Annotated in this window: 16 protein-coding genes; 11 read left to right on the top strand and 5 right to left on the bottom strand. The window is 65.4% G+C overall.

Translation table 11 applies throughout. The annotated features are described in order from the left end of the window. Positions 1–4: 4 nt before the first annotated feature. Positions 5–1,375: an alpha-glucosidase/alpha-galactosidase gene (gene melA / locus NYR58_RS09235; RefSeq protein ID WP_261520258.1), complete on the top strand. Its 1,371-nt coding sequence runs from the start codon at positions 5–7 to the stop codon at positions 1,373–1,375. A gap of 92 nt (positions 1,376–1,467) precedes the next feature. Here the strand turns inward: melA (NYR58_RS09235) and NYR58_RS09230 are convergent, their stop codons facing one another. After that, on the bottom strand, positions 1,468–3,009 hold the full coding sequence (locus tag NYR58_RS09230; RefSeq protein ID WP_261520257.1) for a tryptophan halogenase family protein: 1,542 nt from the start codon (positions 3,007–3,009) through the stop codon (positions 1,468–1,470). 37 nt (positions 3,010–3,046) lie between these two features. Further along, positions 3,047–4,495, bottom strand: coding sequence for an alpha-glucosidase/alpha-galactosidase (gene melA / locus NYR58_RS09225; protein WP_261520483.1), 1,449 nt, complete (start codon positions 4,493–4,495; stop codon positions 3,047–3,049). Positions 4,496–4,597: 102 nt separating this feature from the next. Here melA (NYR58_RS09225) and NYR58_RS09220 point away from each other — a divergent pair, with 102 nt between their 5' ends. Both NYR58_RS09220 and NYR58_RS09215 read left to right on the top strand, forming a co-directional pair. After that, on the top strand, positions 4,598–5,482 hold the full coding sequence (locus tag NYR58_RS09220; RefSeq protein WP_261520256.1) for a helix-turn-helix transcriptional regulator: 885 nt from the start codon (positions 4,598–4,600) through the stop codon (positions 5,480–5,482). Positions 5,483–5,521: 39 nt separating this feature from the next. Continuing rightward, on the top strand, positions 5,522–6,376 hold the full coding sequence (locus tag NYR58_RS09215; protein WP_261520255.1) for an NAD-dependent epimerase/dehydratase family protein: 855 nt from the start codon (positions 5,522–5,524) through the stop codon (positions 6,374–6,376). 42 nt (positions 6,377–6,418) lie between these two features. Here the strand turns inward: NYR58_RS09215 and NYR58_RS09210 are convergent, their stop codons facing one another. Beyond that, positions 6,419–7,339 carry a LysR family transcriptional regulator gene (locus NYR58_RS09210; RefSeq protein ID WP_261520254.1) on the bottom strand — a complete coding sequence of 307 codons (921 nt, stop codon included), beginning with the start codon at positions 7,337–7,339 and terminating at the stop codon, positions 6,419–6,421. Positions 7,340–7,467: 128 nt separating this feature from the next. Between NYR58_RS09210 and NYR58_RS09205 the strand changes: the two genes are divergently transcribed. From NYR58_RS09205 to NYR58_RS09195, 3 genes are all read left to right on the top strand, one after another. Continuing rightward, the gene (locus tag NYR58_RS09205; protein WP_261520253.1) at positions 7,468–8,085 is read left to right on the top strand and encodes an FMN-dependent NADH-azoreductase; all 618 of its coding nucleotides are present in this window, start codon (positions 7,468–7,470) and stop codon (positions 8,083–8,085) included. Positions 8,086–8,227: 142 nt separating this feature from the next. Continuing rightward, positions 8,228–10,195 carry a PhoX family protein gene (locus NYR58_RS09200; RefSeq protein ID WP_261520251.1) on the top strand — a complete coding sequence of 656 codons (1,968 nt, stop codon included), beginning with the start codon at positions 8,228–8,230 and terminating at the stop codon, positions 10,193–10,195. 256 nt (positions 10,196–10,451) lie between these two features. Further along, positions 10,452–12,032 carry an alkaline phosphatase D family protein gene (locus tag NYR58_RS09195; protein WP_261520250.1) on the top strand — a complete coding sequence of 527 codons (1,581 nt, stop codon included), beginning with the start codon at positions 10,452–10,454 and terminating at the stop codon, positions 12,030–12,032. 226 nt (positions 12,033–12,258) lie between these two features. On the opposite strand, the gene NYR58_RS09190 is transcribed toward NYR58_RS09195, so the two are convergent. Then, positions 12,259–13,857: an alpha-glucosidase family protein gene (locus NYR58_RS09190; RefSeq protein WP_261520249.1), complete on the bottom strand. Its 1,599-nt coding sequence runs from the start codon at positions 13,855–13,857 to the stop codon at positions 12,259–12,261. Between the two features lie 236 nt (positions 13,858–14,093). Between NYR58_RS09190 and NYR58_RS09185 the strand changes: the two genes are divergently transcribed. Next, positions 14,094–15,731 (top strand): alpha/beta hydrolase, encoded by a 1,638-nt coding sequence (locus NYR58_RS09185; protein ID WP_261520247.1) that lies wholly within the window; start codon positions 14,094–14,096, stop codon positions 15,729–15,731. A gap of 64 nt (positions 15,732–15,795) precedes the next feature. On the opposite strand, the gene NYR58_RS09180 is transcribed toward NYR58_RS09185, so the two are convergent. Next, on the bottom strand, positions 15,796–16,743 hold the full coding sequence (locus tag NYR58_RS09180) for a cupin domain-containing protein (RefSeq protein ID WP_261520246.1): 948 nt from the start codon (positions 16,741–16,743) through the stop codon (positions 15,796–15,798). A 72-nt stretch (positions 16,744–16,815) separates the two neighbouring features. On the opposite strand from NYR58_RS09180, the gene NYR58_RS09175 reads away from it, so the two are divergent. From NYR58_RS09175 to NYR58_RS09160, 4 genes are all read left to right on the top strand, one after another. After that, positions 16,816–17,649 (top strand): IclR family transcriptional regulator, encoded by an 834-nt coding sequence (locus tag NYR58_RS09175; RefSeq protein ID WP_261520245.1) that lies wholly within the window; start codon positions 16,816–16,818, stop codon positions 17,647–17,649. 113 nt (positions 17,650–17,762) lie between these two features. Continuing rightward, positions 17,763–18,767 carry an ABC transporter substrate-binding protein gene (locus tag NYR58_RS09170; RefSeq protein WP_261520244.1) on the top strand — a complete coding sequence of 335 codons (1,005 nt, stop codon included), beginning with the start codon at positions 17,763–17,765 and terminating at the stop codon, positions 18,765–18,767. Continuing rightward, positions 18,764–19,558 carry an ABC transporter ATP-binding protein gene (locus NYR58_RS09165; protein WP_261520243.1) on the top strand — a complete coding sequence of 265 codons (795 nt, stop codon included), beginning with the start codon at positions 18,764–18,766 and terminating at the stop codon, positions 19,556–19,558. The genes NYR58_RS09170 and NYR58_RS09165 overlap by 4 nt, the downstream gene beginning before the upstream one ends. Further along, positions 19,558–20,343 (top strand): ABC transporter permease, encoded by a 786-nt coding sequence (locus tag NYR58_RS09160; protein WP_261520242.1) that lies wholly within the window; start codon positions 19,558–19,560, stop codon positions 20,341–20,343. Before NYR58_RS09165 ends, NYR58_RS09160 begins: the two co-directional genes overlap by 1 nt. Positions 20,344–20,346 lie beyond the last annotated feature (3 nt).

Genomic DNA, 20,346 nt, shown 5'->3' with positions numbered 1-20,346 from the left:
AGAAATGGCATATCCCAAAATCGCCTTCATCGGCGCCGGTTCCACGGTGTTCATGAAGAACATCATCGGAGACATCCTGCAGCGTCCGGCGCTTGCCGGCGCCACGGTCTCGCTCATGGACATCGACCCCGCACGCCTGGAGGAGAGCGCGGTGGTGGCCAACAAGCTGGTCTCCACGCTGGGCGTTCCGGCCAGGGTGGAGACCCACACGGACCGGCGGGCCGCCCTCGACGGCGCCGACTTCGTCATCGTCGCCTTCCAGATCGGCGGTTACGAGCCTTCCACCGTCATCGACTTCGAGGTGCCCAAGAAGTACGGCCTGCGCCAGACCATCGCCGATACGCTGGGCATCGGCGGGATCATGCGGGGGCTGAGAACAGTGCCGCACCTGTGGCAGGTGTGCGAGGACATGCTGGAGCTCTGCCCCCGGGCCATCCTGCTGCAATATGTCAACCCGATGGCCATCAACACCTGGGCGATCGCCGCCAGATACCCGCAGATCCGCCAGGTGGGGCTGTGCCATTCCGTGCAGGGGACCGCCTTCGAGCTGGCGCGCGACCTCGACATTCCGGTCGAGGAGATCCGCTATCTCGCAGCCGGCATCAACCATATGGCGTTCTATCTCACCTTCGAGCACCGCCAGCCCGACGGCACCTACAGGAATCTCTATCCCGAGCTCTTCAAGGGCTATCGCGAGGGCCGCTTCCCCAAACCCAGCCACTGGAACCCGCGCTGCCCCAACAAGGTGCGCTACGAGATGATGACGCGTCTCGGCTATTTCGTGACCGAGAGCTCCGAACACTTCGCCGAATATGTGCCCTGGTTCATCAAGCGCGACCGGCCGGACCTGATCGAGAAGTTCGGCATTCCGCTCGACGAGTACCCCAAGCGCTGCGTCGAACAGATCGAAAGCTGGAAGGCACAGGCGGAACGCTATCGCAAGGCCGAGCGCATCGAGGTGAAGGAAAGCCACGAATACGCCTCCTCCATCCTCAACGCGGTGTGGACCGGCGAGCCTGCGGTCATCTACGGCAATGTGCCGAACAGGGGCTACATCACCTCGCTGCCCGAGGGCTGCGCCGTCGAGGTGCCCTGCCTGGTGGATGCCAACGGCATCCAGCCGACGGTGGTGGGCGCGCTGCCGCCACAGCTGACCGCGCTCATGCGCACCAACATCAATGTCCAGGAGCTGACGGTGGCGGCACTGATGACCGAGAACCGCGAGCACATCTACCACGCCGCCATGATGGACCCGCACACGGGCGCCGAGCTCGATCTCGACCAGATCTGGAGCCTTACCGACGAGCTCATCGCCGCCCATGGCGATTGGCTGCCCGCCTGGGTGCGCACCGCGGCCAAGCGCCAGGTGGCTTGATATCCCCTCCTCCTCCCACGGAAACCTTGCCCGGCCCGAAGGCCGGGCTTTTTTTCCCGGATGTCCCGTGGCTGTCGCGGATTGCGGAAAGTTCAGGCCGTTTCCCGCACATGCTTCAGAAACGCCCCATGGCCGAGTGCCTTCAGTGCGGCGTGACGATACTCCCTCGCCAGGCTCTCGTAAGCCTTGCGTGCGAAGGCGCGCAGGGCGGGGGAACGGGCCATCTCCTGGCGGGCCACCGCACGGTCGAGCAGGCCGAGGCCGTCGAGCACAGGATAGTAGAGCTGCGTTTCGACATGGGGCAGGCCGTCCAGATAGTCGGGGAAATGTTCGCGGCGTGGCATCTCCCGCTGCCAGCGGGCCAGGCGCTCGCGCGTGTGCGCGTGGATGCGGTTGGCACGCACCTCGCGCCAGAACGGGGTGTCGTCGCGCTCCACCACATAGTGCATGTTGACGAAGGTGCGGAAATCGTCGACCTGCCGCCCGACACGGCGGTTGTAGTCGTCGCGGTCGGCCTGCGTCATGGCCGACGGGTGCTTCAGGAAGCGGCCGGAAAAGAGCATCATCTGCACGATGGTGCCGTGGATGGAGGTGGACTCCAGCGGCTCCAGAAAGCTTGAGCTCAAGCCCACCGCCAGACAGTTGCCGAGCCAGGGCGTCTCCAGCCGGCCGATGGAGAAGCGGATGTCGCCCCGCGCCTCGATCTTGCGGCCTATCGCCCGCTCGACCTCTTCATGGGCCTCGTCGGGCGAAAGAAAGGCATCGGAATAGACATAGCCACAGCCGAGCCGCGTCTGCGTCGGGATCTGCCACATCCAGCCCGCACTCTGCGCCCAGGCGCGGGTGTAGTTGGGGATGTCGGCGGTTTCGTCATGGTCGAGCCAGAAGGGCAGCGCGCGGTTCACCGGCAGCTCCTCGGCATAGGATTTCCAGGCGGCCGCGAGCTCGCGCACGATGATCTGCTTGCGAAAGCCCGTGGCGTCGATGAAGAAGTCGCCGCCGAGCCGGCTGCCGTCGTCCAGCACCAACGCCTCGACGAGGCCGCTCTCCGCGTTGCGCTCCACGCCGCGGACCAGCGCGTCGACGGTCTCCACACCGCGCGCCCGGGCCGCAAAGAACCTGCCCACCAGCGCCTGGTCGAAGTGATAGGCATAGTGAAACGGACCGAGCGGGGCGAGCGTGCCGTCGGACCGCAAGGCATAGGGAGCCTTGCGGCTTTCCAGCAGCGGCTGGAACAGATGCATGGCCTGCACCGGCCTGCCGGCCGCCACCGCATAGATGTTGAGATAGTCGGAGGGGGCGCCCGGAGGGGCGGCCACCACCTGATGCGGGTCGTCGATGGGCCCGTAGTAGACATGATCCCTGCGACGCCAACCTTCATGCCGGATGCCGAGCTTCAGGCTCGCCTCCGTCTCGCGCAGGAACGCGAACTCGTCGATACCGAAATACTTCAGGAGCACGCGGAAGGCGGCTGTGGTGGCCTCGCCGACGCCGATCGTCGGCATCCTGGAGGACTCCACGACCGTGACTTTCGCGTCGAGGCCCTTGCGCCGGGCGCTGTCCTGAAGGACGAAGGCGGCGATCCATCCCGCCGTGCCGCCGCCGACGACAATGAAACGGGCAGGCTCCTTCATCGCACTCCTTCCCGGCCGGCCGGCGGCGGCTGCCGCACTACGCGCCCGTCCTTTGCCGTAACTCCTCGACCGTGCGCACCTTCTGGCGCGCCGCCCCCTGCCATTCGCGCGTGGCCGCCTTCGATCCGGCAAGCCGCTGGCGGGCAGCGGGCACGGCGTCGGCATATTGCGGCAGCCAGCGAGCCTGCGCCACCACCATCTCGTCCACCATCGACCACACCTCCTCCGGTGTGCAGACGGCACCCACCAGCGGGTCGTGCAGCATGGCAAGCTTCAGAAGCTCGATATCGCCCGAGACCGCGGCCTCCACCGCCATGCGCTGCACGGAGATGGAGGCAGAGCACGTGGCCGCACAGGCGAGCGGCAGGGTGATGCCCTCCACCATGTTGATGCCGAAACGGTCAACGAAGCCGGGGCTCTCGACAATCGCGTCATCCGGCAGGTTGGTGACGACGCCGCCGTTCCTGACATTGAAATGGCCACGATAGACGCGCCCGGTCTCCCGCGCTTCGATGATCCAGGATGCATGTTCGCTGGTGCGTTTGTGCTCGGAAAGCGGCCTGCCGGCATCTTCCAGAAACTTCGGGAAGTCGGTCTCGAACCAGTTGCGCATCTCCGTGCAGTGGCGCAGATAGCCGCCTGTCTCGCCGTGTATCCAGTCGCTCAGGTCGATCCATTTTCCGATCTCCTCCGGGCGCTTGCGATACCAGGGAAGATATTCGGAAAGGTGTCCGTTGCTCTCGGTCGAATAGACGCCGAAACGCTTCAGGACGTCGATCCTGAGCTTTTCCTGCCTGGAATAGACGGGATGGCGCTCGAAGGCGGCAATCAGCTCCTCCCTTTCGACCCTGCGGCCGTTGACGCGGATGTCGATATACCAGGTCTGGTGATTGATGCCGCTGCACACATAATCCAGCTCCTCGTCCTTCACGCCCAGAACCTTGGCGATCTGTTCCGCGCCGTGCTGCACGCCATGGCAAAGGCCGACCGTCTCCACGCCGCCATATTTCAGCGCCGCCCAGGTGTTCATGGCCATGGGATTGGCATAGTTGAGGAAGAGCGCGCCCTCTTCCGCCACCTCGCGGATGTCGCGGCAGAAATCGAGGATGACGGGGATGTTGCGCTGGCCGTACATGATGCCGCCGGCGCAGATCGTGTCGCCGACGCACTGGTCGACACCGTATTTGAGCGGAATGTCGATGTCGGTGGCAAAGGCTTCCAACCCGCCCACGCGCACGCAGCTCAGGATGTAGCGCGCGCCTTCGAGGGCCGAACGGCGGTCCGTGGTCGCCGTCACCCTTGCCGGCAGATTGTTCACCGCGACGATCTTCTCGATGATCTGGCGGATCATGTCGAGATTGTGCGCGTTGATGTCCGTCAGGGCGATCTCGATGCCGGCGAACTCCGGCACCTTGAAAAGGTCCATGACCAGCCTCTTGGTAAAGCCGACAGAGCCGGCGCCGATGATGGCGACCTTGAACGACATGCGCGCATCCTCCTCGGGAATGTTCATCCGAACCGTCGCCGAAGCTGTAGCCTTTCGCCGCGCGGCGGTGTAGAGAAAGCTTGTGCTGAAAAGGGTAATTCTGTGCTGTCGGAACTGATCGCGCATGGCCATCGCATGCGCCAGATCACCGCTCCCAGGGGCGGGATCGGCCTGTTCTGCATGGCCAGCGGGGCCGGCTACGAACTCCGGGTGAACGAGGTCTATTCCTGGGACGGGCTGCGGCGCGGCGCCGTGCCTTTCGTGCTCATCCAGCACACCGTCGCCGGTGAGGGACGGCTCGACTATGAGGGTGCGGGCCATGTGCTGCTGCCGGGTGAGACGATGCTGCTGACCTTTCCCCACGCCAACCGCTACTGGCTGGAGCGGGGGAAGCGATGGGAATATTTCTGGATGATCCTGGCAGGCCGGGAGGCGCTGCGCCTGGCAGGCGCGATCCTGGAGGCGGAGGGACCCGTGCTGAGGCCGACGCCGCAGGTGGTGGACCGGCTGGCAGGCGCCTGCCTCAAGCTGCTCTCCGGCACGGCGGAGAAGCCCGGTGCGCTTTCGGCCGCCGCCTATTCGGCCATGGCGGCGCTCTACGACGCGGCCTTCGGCACGGCGGCGGAGACCGTGGATCTGCCGGCGGCGGTGTTGCGCGCGCAGCGCTTCGTGGACGACAATCTGGGGCGGCTGATGGATGTCGGCATGCTGGCGCGGGCGGCGGGACTGAGCCGCGCCCATTTCGTGCGCGTGTTCAGGCAGGCGGTCGGGCAGCCGCCTGCCGATTACATCTTCGAAAAGCGCATGGAACGCGCCCGGCGCATGCTGCTGGCCACCGATGCACCCATCAAGGCCGTGGCGGCCGCCTGCGGCTTTGCCGATGCCAACTACTTCTCCAAGGCATTCCGCCGTGCCGAAGGCTGCGCGCCCGGCGCGTTCCGCAGCAGGGGGCGGCTGGGGCTCATGACAGACCTCGCGGAGAGGTGATAGGGTCCGGCCCATCACGGACCAGAAAGGGAGAAGCAGATGATCGTCGTAACCGGGGGGAGCGGCCAGGCAGGGCGCGCCTGCGTGCGGGATCTGATGGAACATGGCTATGAGGTGACGTCCATCGACCTTGTACCGCCCGGCGACGCCGACGTGCGGTTCAGCCGCGCGGACCTTGCCGATTTCGGCCAGGCGATCGCCGCGCTTTCAATGATCGACGAACGGGTGGAGAAGGTGACAGGCGTGGTGCATCTGGCGGCGATCCGCGCGCCGGGGCTGGCTCCCAATCACGTCACCTTCGCCAACAACACGGTTTCCACCTACAACATCTTCGAGGCTGCGCGCCAGCTCGGCATCAAGAACGTGGTGTGGGCCTCCAGCGAGACCGTCTATGGCATTCCCTACCCGCAAGGCCCCGCCTATGTGCCCGTGGACGAGGAGATCGAACGGCCGGAGACCGCCTATTCGCTGTCCAAGCTCATGGGGGAGAAGATGGCGGAGCAATTCTGCCGCTGGGACCCCGAAATGAAGATCGTGGGCCTCAGGCTCTCCAACGTCATGGATCCGCAGGACTATGCCCGTTTCCCCGATTTCGACAAGGATCCACGCTCGCGCCACTGGAACCTGTGGACCTATATCGACGCGCGCGACGCCGCGCAGGCCGCCAGGCTGGCGCTGGAGGCGAAGATCACGGGGGCGCATGTCTTCGGCATCGCCAATGCGGATTCGGTGATGAGCCGGACCAACGAGGAGCTGCTTGACGAGGTCTATCCCGGCGCCGTGCGCAAGCGGCCGATCGCGGCCAACGAATCGCTCATCTCCATCGAGAAGGCACGCAAGGTGCTGGGCTACGAACCGCGCTACTCCTGGCGGGACCATGTGAAGGCGTCTTGAGGCGTCGGCGAATGCCGGCCACGGGCGGCGGGGCGGAGACCGTCAGGCGCTGACAGTGCAGAAATCCTTCAACTCCCGCTCGAAACGCTCCACCAGCCAGCCAGCCGCCGGGCCGAAGGGCGCATCTTCTGCCCGGATGGCAAAGAGCGTGTAGTCGGTCGGCGGATAGGGCTCCAGGACAAGCTCCACCAGACGGCCGGCCGCCAGATCCTTCTCCACCATCCAAAGGGGCATCCCGCCCCACCCGAGCCCTTCGAGCAGCAGCGCATGCTTGGCAAGGGCATCGCTTACCCGCCAGGTATTGAAGGCGAACACGCGAAAGTTCCGGCCTCTTGTGTGCTCGGTCTGGTCGGTGATCACGACCTGGAAGTGCTCGCGCACGACGGCCGCGGGAACCGGCTTTTCCGCCAGCGCCAGGGGATGGTCGGGCGCAGCCACCGGCACGATGCGCCGTTCGGCGATCTGGCGCACGACGAGGCCTTCTCCATGTTTCTTGAACCCGGCCTCACCGGCAATGCCCAGATCGGCCTCGCCGCGCAGCACCAGATCGACCACCGCTCCCAACGCGCCGGTGTGAAGGTGGACGCCGACCGTGGGAAAGGTCGCCCGGAACGCCTTGAGCACCAGGGTGAGAACGGGCATCGGCACAAGCACATCTACGGCCAGCCGCACCTCGGCCTCCAGCCCCTGGCGGAGACCGCGGGCGCGGGCGCGCAGGAGCTGCAGCGAGGCGGCCATGCGGCGGGCATCCTCCACCATGGCGGCACCGGCCTCCGTCAGGCGCGGATGGCGCGTGCCCGTGCGCTCGAAAAGCTTCAGCTCAAGCTGCGCCTCCAGATTGGCGATGGCATAGCTGATGGCCGACTGGGCACGATTGAGCCTGCGGGCGGCAGCGGAAAAACTGCCCTCCTCCGCAACGGCGAGAAAGACCTGCAGCTGATCCAGGGTGGGTTGGGCTTCCATGACCTATCTATATTCTTGATCATTTGTAGCGATATTTTCCCTGTTTTTAAAATGGATGTCCATCGCCAAATTCCGTCCGAACCGTTTCCCGGCGCCCTGCCGGACACGAAGAAGAAGGACGAAAAGCCATGTCATCCATCCTGCTTGTCACCTCCAGCCCGCGCGGCGAAGCCTCTCTTTCGAGCCGGGTCGCAAGGGAGCTCGCCGAGAAGCTGAGTGCCGCCCGGCCGGGAAGCCGGCTGGTTGCGCGCGATCTCGCACGCGAGCCCCTGCCCCACATCGACCCCCACTTCGCTGCCGGCATCTACACGGCGCAAGAGGCACGCACGCCAGAGCAGGCGCGCGCTGTCGCCATCTCCGACCAGGCCGTCGACGAGCTGTTGGAGGCCGAGGCGATCGTCATCGCGGCCGCGATGATCAACTTTTCCATTCCCTCGACGCTGAAGAGCTGGTTCGACCATGTGGCGCGGGCCGGGCGCACCTTCCGCTATACCGAGAAGGGGCCGGAGGGGCTGGTAAAGGGCAGGAAGGCCTATCTGGTGCTGGCCTCCGGCGGCGTTTATTCGCAGGGAGCTTCGGCAGCCTTCGACCATGCGGTTCCCTACATGAAATCCTTCCTCGCCTTCCTCGGCATAAGCGATGTGGAGGTGATCCGCGTCGAAGGCGTGGCGCTGAGCCCGGATGCCGCGCAGCAGGCGGTCTCCCAGGCGCTTGGCCAGGCTTCGCAATACGCGCTGGCGGCGTGAACCGCACCGCCGTGGCGCCCCGGCGCCACGGCGGTGAAAAGGACAATTTTTTCCCCGCTCTTGTCATCTGCCTGCAACAGGTCTTCGATTAAGCGTTTCGGGACATCAAGCGACCCCGAACGACCCACCCGAGGAGGCAGGCATGAACGAGCACGTCAACGCCAGGGATATCAGGACGCCCACGGACATCCGCGAAGAATCGGAGGATGTCGGCCGCAATCCGAGCGACAATCCCACCATGGGCGACATCATCAACCGCCGCTACTCGCGCCGCGGTTTTCTGGGCGGCTCGCTGGCGGTCGCCGCCATCGGCGCGACCGTGAGCCCGATGGCACTGCTGGCCGGCCGCGCCGAAGCCGCGGCGGGCTCCAGCTTCGACTTTCCCGAGGTCGAGGCCGGCGTGGACGAGACACACCACGTGGCCGAGGGCTATGACGCCGACATTCTCCTGCGCTGGGGCGACAAGGTGTTCGCCGACGCGCCGGAGTTCGATCCCATGAACCAGACGGCGCAGGCGCAGGCCAGGCAGTTCGGCTACAACAACGACTATATCGGCTTCATCCCGCTCGGCGCAGCAGGCGACCGCGGCATTCTGGTGGTCAACCACGAGTACACCAATGGCGAGCTGATGTTCCCCGGCCTCGCCCGCGTGGTGGACGGCAAGGTGCAGCTGGGCGACTACACGAAGGAGCTGGTCGACATCGAGATGGCCGCCCATGGCGGAACGGTGATCGAGATCCGCAAGGGCGAGAACGGCAAGTGGCAGCCGGTGCTCGACAGCCCGCACAACCGCCGCATCACCGTCGAGACGGAGATGATGCTGTCCGGGCCGGTGGCCGGCCATGACCGGGTCAAGACCAATGCCGACCCCTCCGGCACGAAGGTTTTCGGCACGCTCAACAACTGCGCCGGCGGCGTGACGCCCTGGGGCACCTATCTGATGGCCGAGGAAAACTTCCACGGCTATTTCCGCGGCGAGCTGCCGGAAGGGCACCGGGAAGCGCAGAACTATGCGCGCGTGGGCGTGCCGGGCGGCTGGTACAACTGGGGCAACTTCCACGACCGCTTCGACATCGGCAAGGAGCCGAACGAGCCGAACCGCTTCGGCTGGATCGTCGAGGTGGATCCGCGCGATCCCAACTCGGTGCCGAAGAAGCGCACCGCCCTTGGCCGCTTCAAGCATGAGGGCTGCGAGACGGTGGTCAACCGCGATGGCCGCGTGGTGTGCTATTCCGGCGACGACGAGCGTTTCGATTATGTCTACAAGTTCGTCACCAGCGGCACCTTCAACGAGGCCGACCCCGCCGCCAATGCCGATCTGCTGGATGACGGCACGCTCTATGTGGCGCGCTTCGACGAGGACGGCACCGTGACGTGGCTGCCGCTCGTCCATGGCGAGGGGCCGCTGACGGCGGAAAACGGCTTCGAGAGCCAGGCGGATGTGCTGATCGAGACGCGCCGGGCAGCCGACCTTCTGGGCGCCACCAAGATGGACCGGCCGGAGGATGTGCAGCCCAACGCGCAGACCGGCAGGGTGTACTGCATGCTCACCAACAACACCCGTCGCAAGGCGGATGACGTGAACGCCGCCAACCCGCGCGCCGAGAACGCCTTCGGCCACATCATCGAGATCACCGAGACGGATGGCGACTTCGCCTCCACGAAGTCCCGGTGGGAAATCCTGCTCAAGTGCGGCGATCCGTCAATCGCGGAAGTGGGCGCCACCTTCTCGCCGGCCACCAGCGAAAACGGCTGGTTCGGCATGCCCGACAACGCCGCCGTCGATGCGGCAGGCCGCCTGTGGGTCTCCACCGACGGCAACAGCAAAGACAAGACCGGGCGCACCGACGGTCTGTGGGCCGTCGATACGGAAGGCGAGGCGCGCGGCACCTCGAAGCTGTTCTTCCGTGTGCCCATCGGCGCGGAGATGTGCGGGCCCTATTTCACGCCGGACGGCGAGACGCTGTTTCTGGCCGTGCAGCACCCGGGCGACGAAGGGCTGTCCACCTTCGAGCAGCCCGCCACCCGCTGGCCGGACTTCGATGAAAGCCTGCCGGTGCGGCCCTCCGTGGTCGTGGTGACAAAGCAGGGCGGCGGCAGGATCGGCTGACCGCCATTTCGTGACGGGTCCCTCCGGCATCGCCGGAGGGCAGTCGCACAAGGCTTCCAGGTCCCTGACCGGACCCGCAATCCCTCCCCTCAACGGGGAGGGAGGCAGGCCGCGCGCACCTCGATCCCCCATCTGGAGGGATCTTTGGTGGAGGGGCCGGCAAAGCCGAACAAGGACTCAACCCACATGCAATAGCCCCGGACATCGCCGGGGACCGCAAAGCCGCTTGAAAGTCCATCCAACCGGGAAGACGACGATGAAACCCTTTGCAGTGACCACCCGTCGTGCACTTCTGGCCCGCACCGGCGCGGCCGCACTCACCGCCGGCCTCGGCACGCTGGCCATGCCCGCCATCTCCCGCGCCGCCGCCCGGCCGCAATTCACCCATGGTGTGCAGTCGGGCGACGTGGACACCACCTCCGGCATGGTGTGGACGCGCACGGACCGGCCGGCACGCGTCTTCTTCGAGGTGTCCACGACCGAAAGCTTTTCCAACGCCGTAAAGCTGCCGCCCCTCGATGCGCTCCCGGAGAGCGACTTTGCGGTCAAGCGTCTGCTCGCCGGGCTGACGCCGGACCAGGAGATCTTCTATCGCATGACGGCGGTGAACCTGGACGATGTTTCGGCCAGCTCCGAACCCATCGTCGGCCGCTTCCGCACCGCGCCGGCGGCGCGCCGCAATGTGCGCTTCGCCTGGTCGGGCGACACGGCCGGCCAGGGCTGGGGCATCGACGAGACCGGCATGCTGACCTACGCCACCATGGCCGGACATCAGCCCGACTTCTTCCTTCATTCCGGCGACACGGTCTATGCCGACGGCCCCATGCAGGACGAGGTGGAGCTGAAGGACGGCACCAAGTGGGTGAACAAGGTGCTGATCGACGAGAAGCGCAAGGTGGCCGAGACGCTGGCGGAATTCCGCGCGCAATGGAAATACAACATGATGGACGAGCATGTGCGCGCGCTCAATGCCGTCTGCCCCACCTTCTTCCAGTGGGACGACCATGAGGTGGTGAACAACTGGTCGAGCGCCAAGGACCTCTCGGGCGACGACCGCTATACGGTAAAGTCTGTGCCGCTTCTGCAGGCGCGCGCCGCCCGCGCCTTCCACGAGATGACGCCGATCCGCTACACGCCGACCGAGCCCGGCCGCATCTACCGCAAGATCGCCTACGGGCCGATGCTCGATGTCTTCTTCATCGACCTGCGCTCCTATCGCGGGCCCAACGGCCCCTCCATGGAGGAGGCGCTGACCGACGCCGCACGCATCATGGGCGAGGCGCAGTTGCAGTGGCTCAAGCGTGAGCTCGCAAACTCCCGGGCAACCTGGAAGGTGATCGCCAGCGACATGCCGCTGGGGCTGATCGTGTGGGACAACTGGCAGGAACAGGCCGGCGCGGAGGCCATTGCCAATGGCGATCCCGGCGCACCGAAGGGCCGCGAGCTGGAAATTGCCGACCTCCTGCGCTTCATCAAGAACGCCGGCGTGCAGAACGTGGTCTGGCTGACGGCGGACGTCCACTATACCGCCGCCCACCACTACAACCCCGACAAGGCCCGGTTCCAGGACTTCAACCCGTTCTGGGAGTTCGTCTCCGGTCCGCTGCATGCGGGCACCTTCGGCCCCAACGCGCTGGACGGGACGTTCGGCCCGGAGGTGAAGTTCGTAAAGGCGCCGAGCCCGGAACAGGGTGCCAACCTGCCGCCTTCGGCGGGCCTGCAGTTCTTCGGCCTTGTAGACATCGACGCGGCCAGCGAGCAGATGACGGTGCGGCTGATGGATCGCGGCGACAACGAGCTTTACAGGGTGACGCTCGACCCCGCGCGTTCCGCCTAGGGCATTTTGCAGCCGGATGAAATCATCTGGCATCGCAAAAATGCAGCAAAAACAAATAGACAGACCGGATCAGCGTTTCAATGAAACGATGAACCGTTCTGGTGGTCTGACCGAAACAGATGGTGCCCATCCGTTTCGACAAGTCAGCCCACAAACTATTGATCTGGTGGGGCGGCGGCGGGCAGCGGCAGGCATTCCCGCCGCCCGCCAGATCCGGCAGACCGCTTCAGCCAGCGATTTCAGCCAGCAGAAAGCCGTTCGGCCCCAGGCGGACGGCGCCGTCCTGCGGCTCGGCCGCCTGGGACAGCAACACCGTGCGGACGGCCGGAACATCCACCCTGTGGCTGTCGGCGGAAAGGTTGAAGACGCAGAGAACGCGCTCGCCCCGCAGGAAGGCCAGGACCGGCTCCGCCGTCTCAAGGAAGCGTGTCCTGCCGGTCTTCAGCTCTTCGCGGCCGCGGCGCAGCGAAAGCATGGTTCTGTAGAAAGCGAGCACCGAATCGGGATTGTCCGCCTGGGCATCCACGGCACGGGCGCGCTGGGGTTCGCGAACGGGAAGCCAGGTCTTCTGCGCGGCCGAAAAGCCGGCATGAGGCTCCTTCGCGCTCCATACCATGGGCGTGCGACAGCCATCCCGCCCCTTGTCGTCGGGCCAGAAGGCGATGCCCTGCGGGTCCGTCAGCTCCTCGAAGGCAAGTTCGGTTTCGGTCTGGCCCAGCTCCTCGCCCTGATACAGGCAGATCGAGCCTTTGAGCGAAAGAAGCAGCGCGCCCGAAAGCTTCGCCAGGCTGTCCTGGTCATGCCCGAAGCCGGCCCAGCGCGTGACATGGCGCGGCACGTCATGGTTCGAGAAGGCCCAGCATGGCCAGCCCTGGGGCGCCAGGCGGAAGAACTCCTCGACATTGCGGCGGAAATGCGCGGCAGAGAACTTCGGGCCCAGCATCTCGAAGGAATAGGCCATGTTGAGCCGCTTGCCGGTCGTGTATTCGCCCATGAGCTCGACCGCGAAATGCTGCTCACCGATCTCGCCGACCACGGCGCGGCCGCCATATTCGTCCAGAAGCGCGCGGATGCGCTCCAGAAAGGCAATGTTTTCGGGCTGGTTCTTCTGGCGGGTGTGAACCTGCATCATCGCCGGGTTGACCGGCGGCAGGCCGGAGCCGTCGTCAAACGGAGGATTGTCGCGCAACAGCCTGTCGTGGAAGTAGAAATTGGCCGTGTCGAGGCGGAAGCCGTCCACCCCGCGCTCCAGCCAGAAGCGCATGGTGCCGAGCAGCCACTCCCGGACTTCCGGGTTGTGGAAGTTGAAATCCGGCTGCTCCTTCAGGAAATTGTGCAGATAGTACTGCCGCCGGCGCGGCTCCCACTGCCAGGCGATGCCGCCGAACATCGACTGCCAGTTGTTGGGGGCTGTACCGTCGGGCCTGGGATCGGCCCACACATACCAGTCGGCCTTGGGATTGTCGCGCGACCTGCGACTTTCCTGAAAGAAGGGATGCCGATCGGAGGAGTGGGAAAGCACCTGGTCGATGATGACCTTGAGCCCCAGCTCGTGGGCGCCCGCCACCATGGCATCGAAATCGGCAAGCGTGCCGAACAGCGGGTCGATGTCGGTGTAATTCGAGACGTCGTACCCCATGTCGGCCATCGGCGAGGTGAAGATGGGCGAGAGCCATATGGCATCGGCCCCCAGCTCCGCGATGTGGCCGAGCCGCCGGGTGATCCCCTTCAGATCGCCAATGCCGTCGCCATTGTCGTCCTGAAAGGAACGCGGGTAAATCTGATAGATGACGGCACCGCGCCACCATTCGTTGCTGCCGCTCATGGGCACTCTTCCTGCAAATCGATTCTGGGCTGATTGAAACCGCAAGCCGAAGCGCTTCGGATCGCGGCGACCTTGCCCGAAGCGCTTTGGAAATACAAGGCCCCCCGCATCTCTTGATCCGGCATCTCGGCCGGCGCACCCGGGGTCGACGGTTGATCCGGCGAGGATTTACGTTAAGTTGCGAACACTTAAGTCGCCTTCCCCTTGCATCCCCGCCGGCCTGGAGAATGTGTGACATGAACTTCTGGCGTTCCTTCTCGGCCACTGGCCTGCTCATCGGCACCTTCTTCTTCGCCGCCTCGCTGACGCCCTCGCTGCTGCCGCGGAACTTCCTGACGCAGGGGGTGCTTTCCGGCGTGTGCTTTGCCGCGGGCTACGGAATCGGCGTGTTCGGCCGGTGGCTGGCCGCCTATCTGGAGCTGCGCGGCCCTTCCGAGCGGGCTTTGCTGCTCGTCAAATATGCCGCATCCGTGATCTGCGCCTTCATTGCCGGCCTCTTTCTCTGGCAGGCCTCGGAATGGCAGAACTCCATCCGCGGCCTGATGGGCCTGGAGCCGCTCGATACCGCCAATCCCGTGCGGATCATCGTCATTGCCGCCCTCACCTTCCTGCTGGTGATGGCGGTGGCGCGCCTTTTCCGGCTGGTGCTGACCTTCGCCGCGGCGCGGCTGCGCCGCTTCGTGCCGCGGCGTCTGGCGAACGTGCTGGGCGTGGCGGCTGCCGTTCTGGTGTTCTGGCTGCTGATCGACGGGGTGCTGCTCAGGCAGGCGCTCCGGATGGCCGATTCCTCCTTCCAGACCTATGACGAGCTCATCGAGCCCGAAAGGGAGAGACCGGAAGACCCCTCGAAGACGGGCAGCGCGGCTTCGCTGGTGGCGTGGCAGGATCTTGGCAGGGCCGGACGCGAGTTCATCGCCTCGGGCCCTTCTGCCGAAACCATCGGCGCCTTCTGGGGCGAGGAGGCGATCGAGCCGCTTCGCGTCTATGTCGGGATCAATGCGGCGGACACGCCGCAGGCCCGTGCCAGGCTGGCGCTGGAGGAGCTCATCCGAATCGGCGGCTTTGAACGCTCGGTGCTCGTCATCGTCATGCCGACGGGCACCGGCTGGATCGACCCCGCCGCCATGGACACGCTGGAATATCTGCATCGCGGCGATGTGGCGAGTGTCGCCATCCAGTACTCCTATCTCACAAGCTGGCTGTCTCTGCTGGTGGAACCGGAATACGGCGCGGAGGCGGCGCGCGCCCTCTTCAACGCGGTCTACGGACACTGGACCAGCCTGCCGGCGGACAGCAGGCCGCGGCTCTATCTCCACGGGCTGAGCCTCGGCACGCTGAACTCCGAGCTTTCCAGCGAACTCTACGACGTGCTGGGCGACCCCTATCACGGCGCGCTGTGGAGCGGGCCGCCCTTTGCGAGCCGCATCTGGCACTATGCGACCAATCACCGAAACCCGGACACACCAGCCTGGCTGCCGCGCTTCCGCGACAGCTCCGCCGTCCGTTTCACAAACCAGGACAACGCCCTGGACATTCCGGGCGCGGAATGGGGCCCCATGCGTATCGTCTATCTGCAATATGCCAGCGACCCGGTGACCTTCTTCGACCATCACGCGCTTTACCGGGAGCCGGAGTGGATGGCGCCGCCGCGCGGTCCCGACGTCTCCCCCCATCTTCGCTGGTATCCGGTGGTGACCCTGCTGCAGATCGCTCTCGACATGGCGCTGGCCACGACCGCGCCGATGGGCCACGGCCATGTCTACGCCCCCGAACACTATATCGACGCGTGGATCGAGGTGACGGGTGTGCGCGGCCTGTCCGACGGGGACGTGACGCGGCTGAAACGGCTCTTCCTCAGCGAACGCGAGGGCTGAATCCCCACCATCACAGCGCCGGGCGCCGGGGCGAAGGCCCGGCACCCGGCAATGCGACGCAGGCTCAGGCCGCCCGATAGGCGATTTCGCCGGCGGTGGCCGAACCGATGACGCTCCACACGGTCGCCGGGCCAGCGGAATTGTTGCGGAACCAGTGCCTGCGGCCGGCCGGCGTCTTGACGAGATCGCGCGGGCCGAGCTCGGTTTCCACATGCTCGCCATTCTCCTCCCAGCCAACAGTGAGCGAGCCCTCAAGCACCAGGAACGCCTCTTCGACATCGCGGCTGTAGGGCTTGACGCCGACGCGCGAGGGGATGCCCAGCATCTCCTTGCGGCATGTATCGTGCTCGATGCCGCCGGGGCCGACATAGACCTTGCGCGTGAAGCCCGCATCCTCCCAGATGGTGGGCAACTCGTTGTGGCGCACGACATAGCGCGCCATCAGCTTCTGCAGCGGGTGCTCGCCATTGCGGTCGAACGGCAGGGTCTTGCCGGGGGCGGCGCCGAAGCTGCGGGCAAGCTCGCTGGGATGTTCCTTGGGATGGTAGTGATAGACGGGCGGCAGCGGCTTGCCGACATCCACGGAGATGGACATCAGCACCGGGGTGACACCGTCATTGCGGAAGCCGTGGCCGATCTCGCGCGCATTGAGGATCATGTCCTTCGGTCCGAGCCTTACCTCGACAACCTCGCCGTCCTTTTCCCAGCCGACCGTCAGCACCCCTTCGATGATGAGAAAGCTCTCCTCGATCTCATGGCTGTGGCAGGCCGCATATTTGCCCGGCTCCTTATAGATGAGGCTGAGCGTGAAGTTGTCGGGCTTGAGCGTCGAGCTGTCGCCCACCTTGGGCGAGCCGCCGGCCCCGATGTAGCGCATTTGCGCGCGCGCCAGCTCGTCGAAGCCGGCATTGGAGGGAAAGGCGTTCCAGTCGAAGGACTTGTCGGTGAAGCGGCCGGTGTGCGCAGCCAGCTCCTGCGCCAGGGCGGACGTGGGGGTTGCGTGGATCGTCATCGGAGGCTCCCTTTTCTTTGTGATCTGACAGCAGGCTAGACGCACGACGTTTTGCCTGCTAGACAGTGTTTTATGGGCAAAACACTGGATCAACCTCCGGCCACAGGCTCGGCCGGCGACAAATATCTCGTGCCCGGCCTGCTCCGCGGCCTGCAGGTGCTGCAAGCCTTCACGCCGGAAGAACGCGAGATGACGCTTTCCCAGATCGCGCGCCGGCTCGGCACGACGCGCTCTGCCGCGTTCCGCGCCGTCTACACGCTGGCGCAGCAGGGCTATCTGCTGCACGATCCGAACAGCGGGCGCTACGCGCTGGGCCCTGCCGTGCTGCGTCTGGGATACGGCTATCTGGCATCGCGCGAGCTGGTGGAGATTGCGCTGCCCGAGCTCGAAAGGCTGCGCGATGCCACCGACTGGTCGGCGCATCTGGGCGTCAGGGACGGGCGTTTCGTGCTCTACATGCTGCGGGTGCCAAGCCATATGGGGCTTGCCAGCATCGTGCATGTGGGCAGCCGCCTGCCGGCGGCGGGCACGACGATGGGGCGCGTGCTTCTCGCCGATCTTTGCGAAGACGATCTCATCCGGCTCTATCGCGACGAGACCTATCAGAACGCGCCCGGCCGGACGCCACGCAGCCTGGGCGAGCTGGTGGCCCAGTGGCGGCGCGACCGGAAGGCGGACGCCATCGTCCAGATCGGCAAGTTCGAGACCGGAATTGCCAGCATCGCAGCACCCGTGCGCGATATCGAGGGGCGCGTGGTTGCCGCCATCAACATCACCCAGGCCGCCTCCTCCGACACGTCAGCAGTGATCGAAGGCGGCCTTCGCCAGAAGGTCGTGGACGCCGCCGCCGCCATCACCCGGCTTCTTGGCGGCGACCCGGCACCCAGGCGCGACCCGCCCGCCTGATTTCCCGCTGCCTGCCTTCTGCCGCAAGGGCCGAATCCTCCGGTCTTGCAAGCCATGCGAGAATATGATTATGTCTAATGAACATTAAGTTCACATTTGAACAGGAGGGGAGCGTGAAGCTGACAAGACGAAGCCTGATGATGGGCGCGATGGGGAGTGCGGCGCTGCTGTCGCTGCCGACCAGGGGGCATTCCGAGACGACATTCAACTTCATCACCCCTTTCTCCTTCTCGCTCTCCTTTTCGTCGGTACTCTACGCGGATGCGGCCGGCTACTACGCCGATGAGGGCCTGGCCATGCGGCTGGAGGCCGGCAAGGGCGCCGCGCTTGCCGCGCAGATGACCATTGCGGGGCAGATGGACTCCGGCCGCACCGGCGGCACCAACTATATCGTCTCGCATGTCAACAACGGTGCGCCGCTGATCTCGATCGCCACGATCGCGCAGCGTTCGCCCTTCTTCATCATTTCGTCAAAGGACAACCCGGTGCAGTCGGTCACCGATCTCGAAGGTCGGACCGTCGGCATGGCAACGCTCGGCGGCTCCATGGAAGGGACGCTGGATCTCATGATGCGCCGCGCCGGCATCTCTCCGCAGACTGTGAACAAGGTGAAGGTGGCCGATTCCGCCGCCTCCTTCGCGCTCATCGAGGCGGGCCGCGCCGGCGCCTTCATCGGCAACACGTCCTCCATGGTGATCGCGACGTCGGCCCGCGACGACGTGGCGGCAATGCCGATCGACGATGGAATGCCGGGCCAGGTCTATGTCGCGCGGCCTGACCAGGTCGCCGAGAATCCCGAGAAGTTCGTTTCCTTCCTGCGCGCCACCCATCGCGCAGCCAGCGAGATCGTGAACACCGAAGACCTCGTTCCCATCCTGAAAACCATCGGTGAAAAGCACGATGTGACCGGACTCAACAACCTTGAGACCGCGCAGAAGGACCTGCGCGCCAATGCGCAGAACTGGGCCGCCCAGGGCAACGAGAACCTGCTGCGCAACGTGCCGGAGGTCTGGGAACGCGCCGTGGAGCTGCTCGCCGGCGCCGGGCTGATCGACAGGAAAGTGCCAGCCACACAGCTCTACACCAACGATCTGCTCGATCAGGCTCTCAAGGCATGAAGATGGACAACGATGCCGACATCCGCCTGTCGGGTGTCGGCAAGACCTTTGGCCGCGGCGAGAACGCCGTGCGGGCCATCGGCGATGCCACGCTCGACATGAAGCGCGGCGACTTCATCTCGCTTCTTGGGCCTTCGGGCTGCGGCAAGACCACGCTTCTGCGCATCATCGCCGGTCTGGAACAGCCGACGGAAGGCGAGGTTCTGGTGCGCGGCCGCCCGGTATGGAACGGCGAGAAGCGTTCTGCGGAGGCGACACGCCCGATCTCCATGATGTTTCAGGAGGCACGGCTGTTTCCCTGGTTCACGGTGGCGGAAAACGTGGCGCTGCCGTTGCGGCTGCGCGGGGTGAACCGTGCCGAGCGCGAGGAACGCGCCTTTGCGCTGTGCGAGACGGTGGGTCTCAAAGGTTTCGAGAGGATGCGCCCCTCGGCCCTTTCGGGCGGAATGCGCCAGCGGGCCTCGCTGGCGCGCGCGCTCATCACCGGGCCGCAGGTGCTGTTGCTCGACGAGCCGTTCGGCGCGCTCGACGCCATGACGCGCGACACGCTCAATCTTGAGCTCATGTCCGTCTGCCAGCAGGCACGCGTGACCACCATCCTGGTGACCCATTCGATCACGGAGGCCGCCTTTCTTTCCGATCGCGTGGTGGTGCTGGCGCCCCGCCCGGCGCGCATCACCGAGGTGGTGGAGATGCCCTTCGAGCGCCCGCGCTCGCTCGACCTGCAGCGCCGGACGGAATTTCAGGACATGCTGGTGCATCTGCGCGCCAGCCTGACGGGAGATCACTGATGGCCGGCGACCGCTTTCTGCGCATTGCCCTTCCGACGGCCACCGTCGTCGTATTCCTCGTCTTGTGGACGGTCTATGTGCGCACGGCGGAAGTCTCCGCCTTCATCCTTCCCACCCCGCTGGAGATCGTTGCCGCCTTTGTCGAGCTCGTGGGCGATCCCGACATCTGGCATCACGCCCTCGTCACGGTCATCGAGGCGGTCTCCGGCTTTCTCATAGCCGTGGCGATCGGCATCACGCTGGGCATGGCGATGGCGCGCATCCAGGTGCTGGAATGGGCCTTCAAACCCTTCATCGTTTGCCTGCAGCTCATCCCCAAGATCGCGCTGGCGCCGCTGTTCATCCTTTGGTTCGGCTTCGGGCTGGAGTCGAAGATCGTCATCGCCGCTGCGCTTTCCTTCTTTCCCGTCTTCTCGAATGCGCTGGTGGCGTTCCGATCGGTGGAGCCGGGCGACCGCGACGTCTTTACCATGTTGCAGGCGACGCCGTTTCAACGCTTCGTCATGCTCGACCTGCCCACCGCCCTGCCGGTGGTGCTGGCCGGCATGGAGGTGGCCGTCGTGATGTCGATGATCGGTGCCATCGTGGGCGAGTTCATCGGCGGCAACGAGGGGCTGGGCTACCTGGCCGTGGCGATGCTGCAGGAGCTCAGGGTGCCTGGCCTGTTCGCCGTCATCGTCCTTCTTACCCTCATCGGCCTCAGCCTTTACACGCTGATTGCGCAACTGCGTGGCTGGCTTACGCCTTGGCATACGTCGGTGATGCAGGGCAACCGCGACGCCTGACCA

Source organism: Chelativorans intermedius, from assembly GCF_025398255.1.
Lineage (GTDB): Bacteria > Pseudomonadota > Alphaproteobacteria > Rhizobiales > Rhizobiaceae > Chelativorans > Chelativorans intermedius.
This window is presented reverse-complemented; position numbering and strand designations above follow the sequence as displayed.

Coding starts and splice junctions, on each gene's coding strand:
- NYR58_RS09180 (WP_261520246.1), bottom strand. CDS start 16,743: ATGACGATCCACGCAACCCCCACGTCCGCCCTGGCGCAGGAGCTGGCT.
- NYR58_RS09200 (WP_261520251.1), top strand. CDS start 8,228: ATGAACGAGCACGTCAACGCCAGGGATATCAGGACGCCCACGGACATC.
- NYR58_RS09195 (WP_261520250.1), top strand. CDS start 10,452: ATGAAACCCTTTGCAGTGACCACCCGTCGTGCACTTCTGGCCCGCACC.
- NYR58_RS09175 (WP_261520245.1), top strand. CDS start 16,816: ATGGGCAAAACACTGGATCAACCTCCGGCCACAGGCTCGGCCGGCGAC.
- NYR58_RS09210 (WP_261520254.1), bottom strand. CDS start 7,339: ATGGAAGCCCAACCCACCCTGGATCAGCTGCAGGTCTTTCTCGCCGTT.
- melA (WP_261520483.1), bottom strand. CDS start 4,495: ATGTCGTTCAAGGTCGCCATCATCGGCGCCGGCTCTGTCGGCTTTACC.
- NYR58_RS09160 (WP_261520242.1), top strand. CDS start 19,558: ATGGCCGGCGACCGCTTTCTGCGCATTGCCCTTCCGACGGCCACCGTC.
- melA (WP_261520258.1), top strand. CDS start 5: ATGGCATATCCCAAAATCGCCTTCATCGGCGCCGGTTCCACGGTGTTC.
- NYR58_RS09190 (WP_261520249.1), bottom strand. CDS start 13,857: ATGAGCGGCAGCAACGAATGGTGGCGCGGTGCCGTCATCTATCAGATT.
- NYR58_RS09185 (WP_261520247.1), top strand. CDS start 14,094: ATGAACTTCTGGCGTTCCTTCTCGGCCACTGGCCTGCTCATCGGCACC.
- NYR58_RS09215 (WP_261520255.1), top strand. CDS start 5,522: ATGATCGTCGTAACCGGGGGGAGCGGCCAGGCAGGGCGCGCCTGCGTG.
- NYR58_RS09230 (WP_261520257.1), bottom strand. CDS start 3,009: ATGAAGGAGCCTGCCCGTTTCATTGTCGTCGGCGGCGGCACGGCGGGA.
- NYR58_RS09165 (WP_261520243.1), top strand. CDS start 18,764: ATGAAGATGGACAACGATGCCGACATCCGCCTGTCGGGTGTCGGCAAG.
- NYR58_RS09205 (WP_261520253.1), top strand. CDS start 7,468: ATGTCATCCATCCTGCTTGTCACCTCCAGCCCGCGCGGCGAAGCCTCT.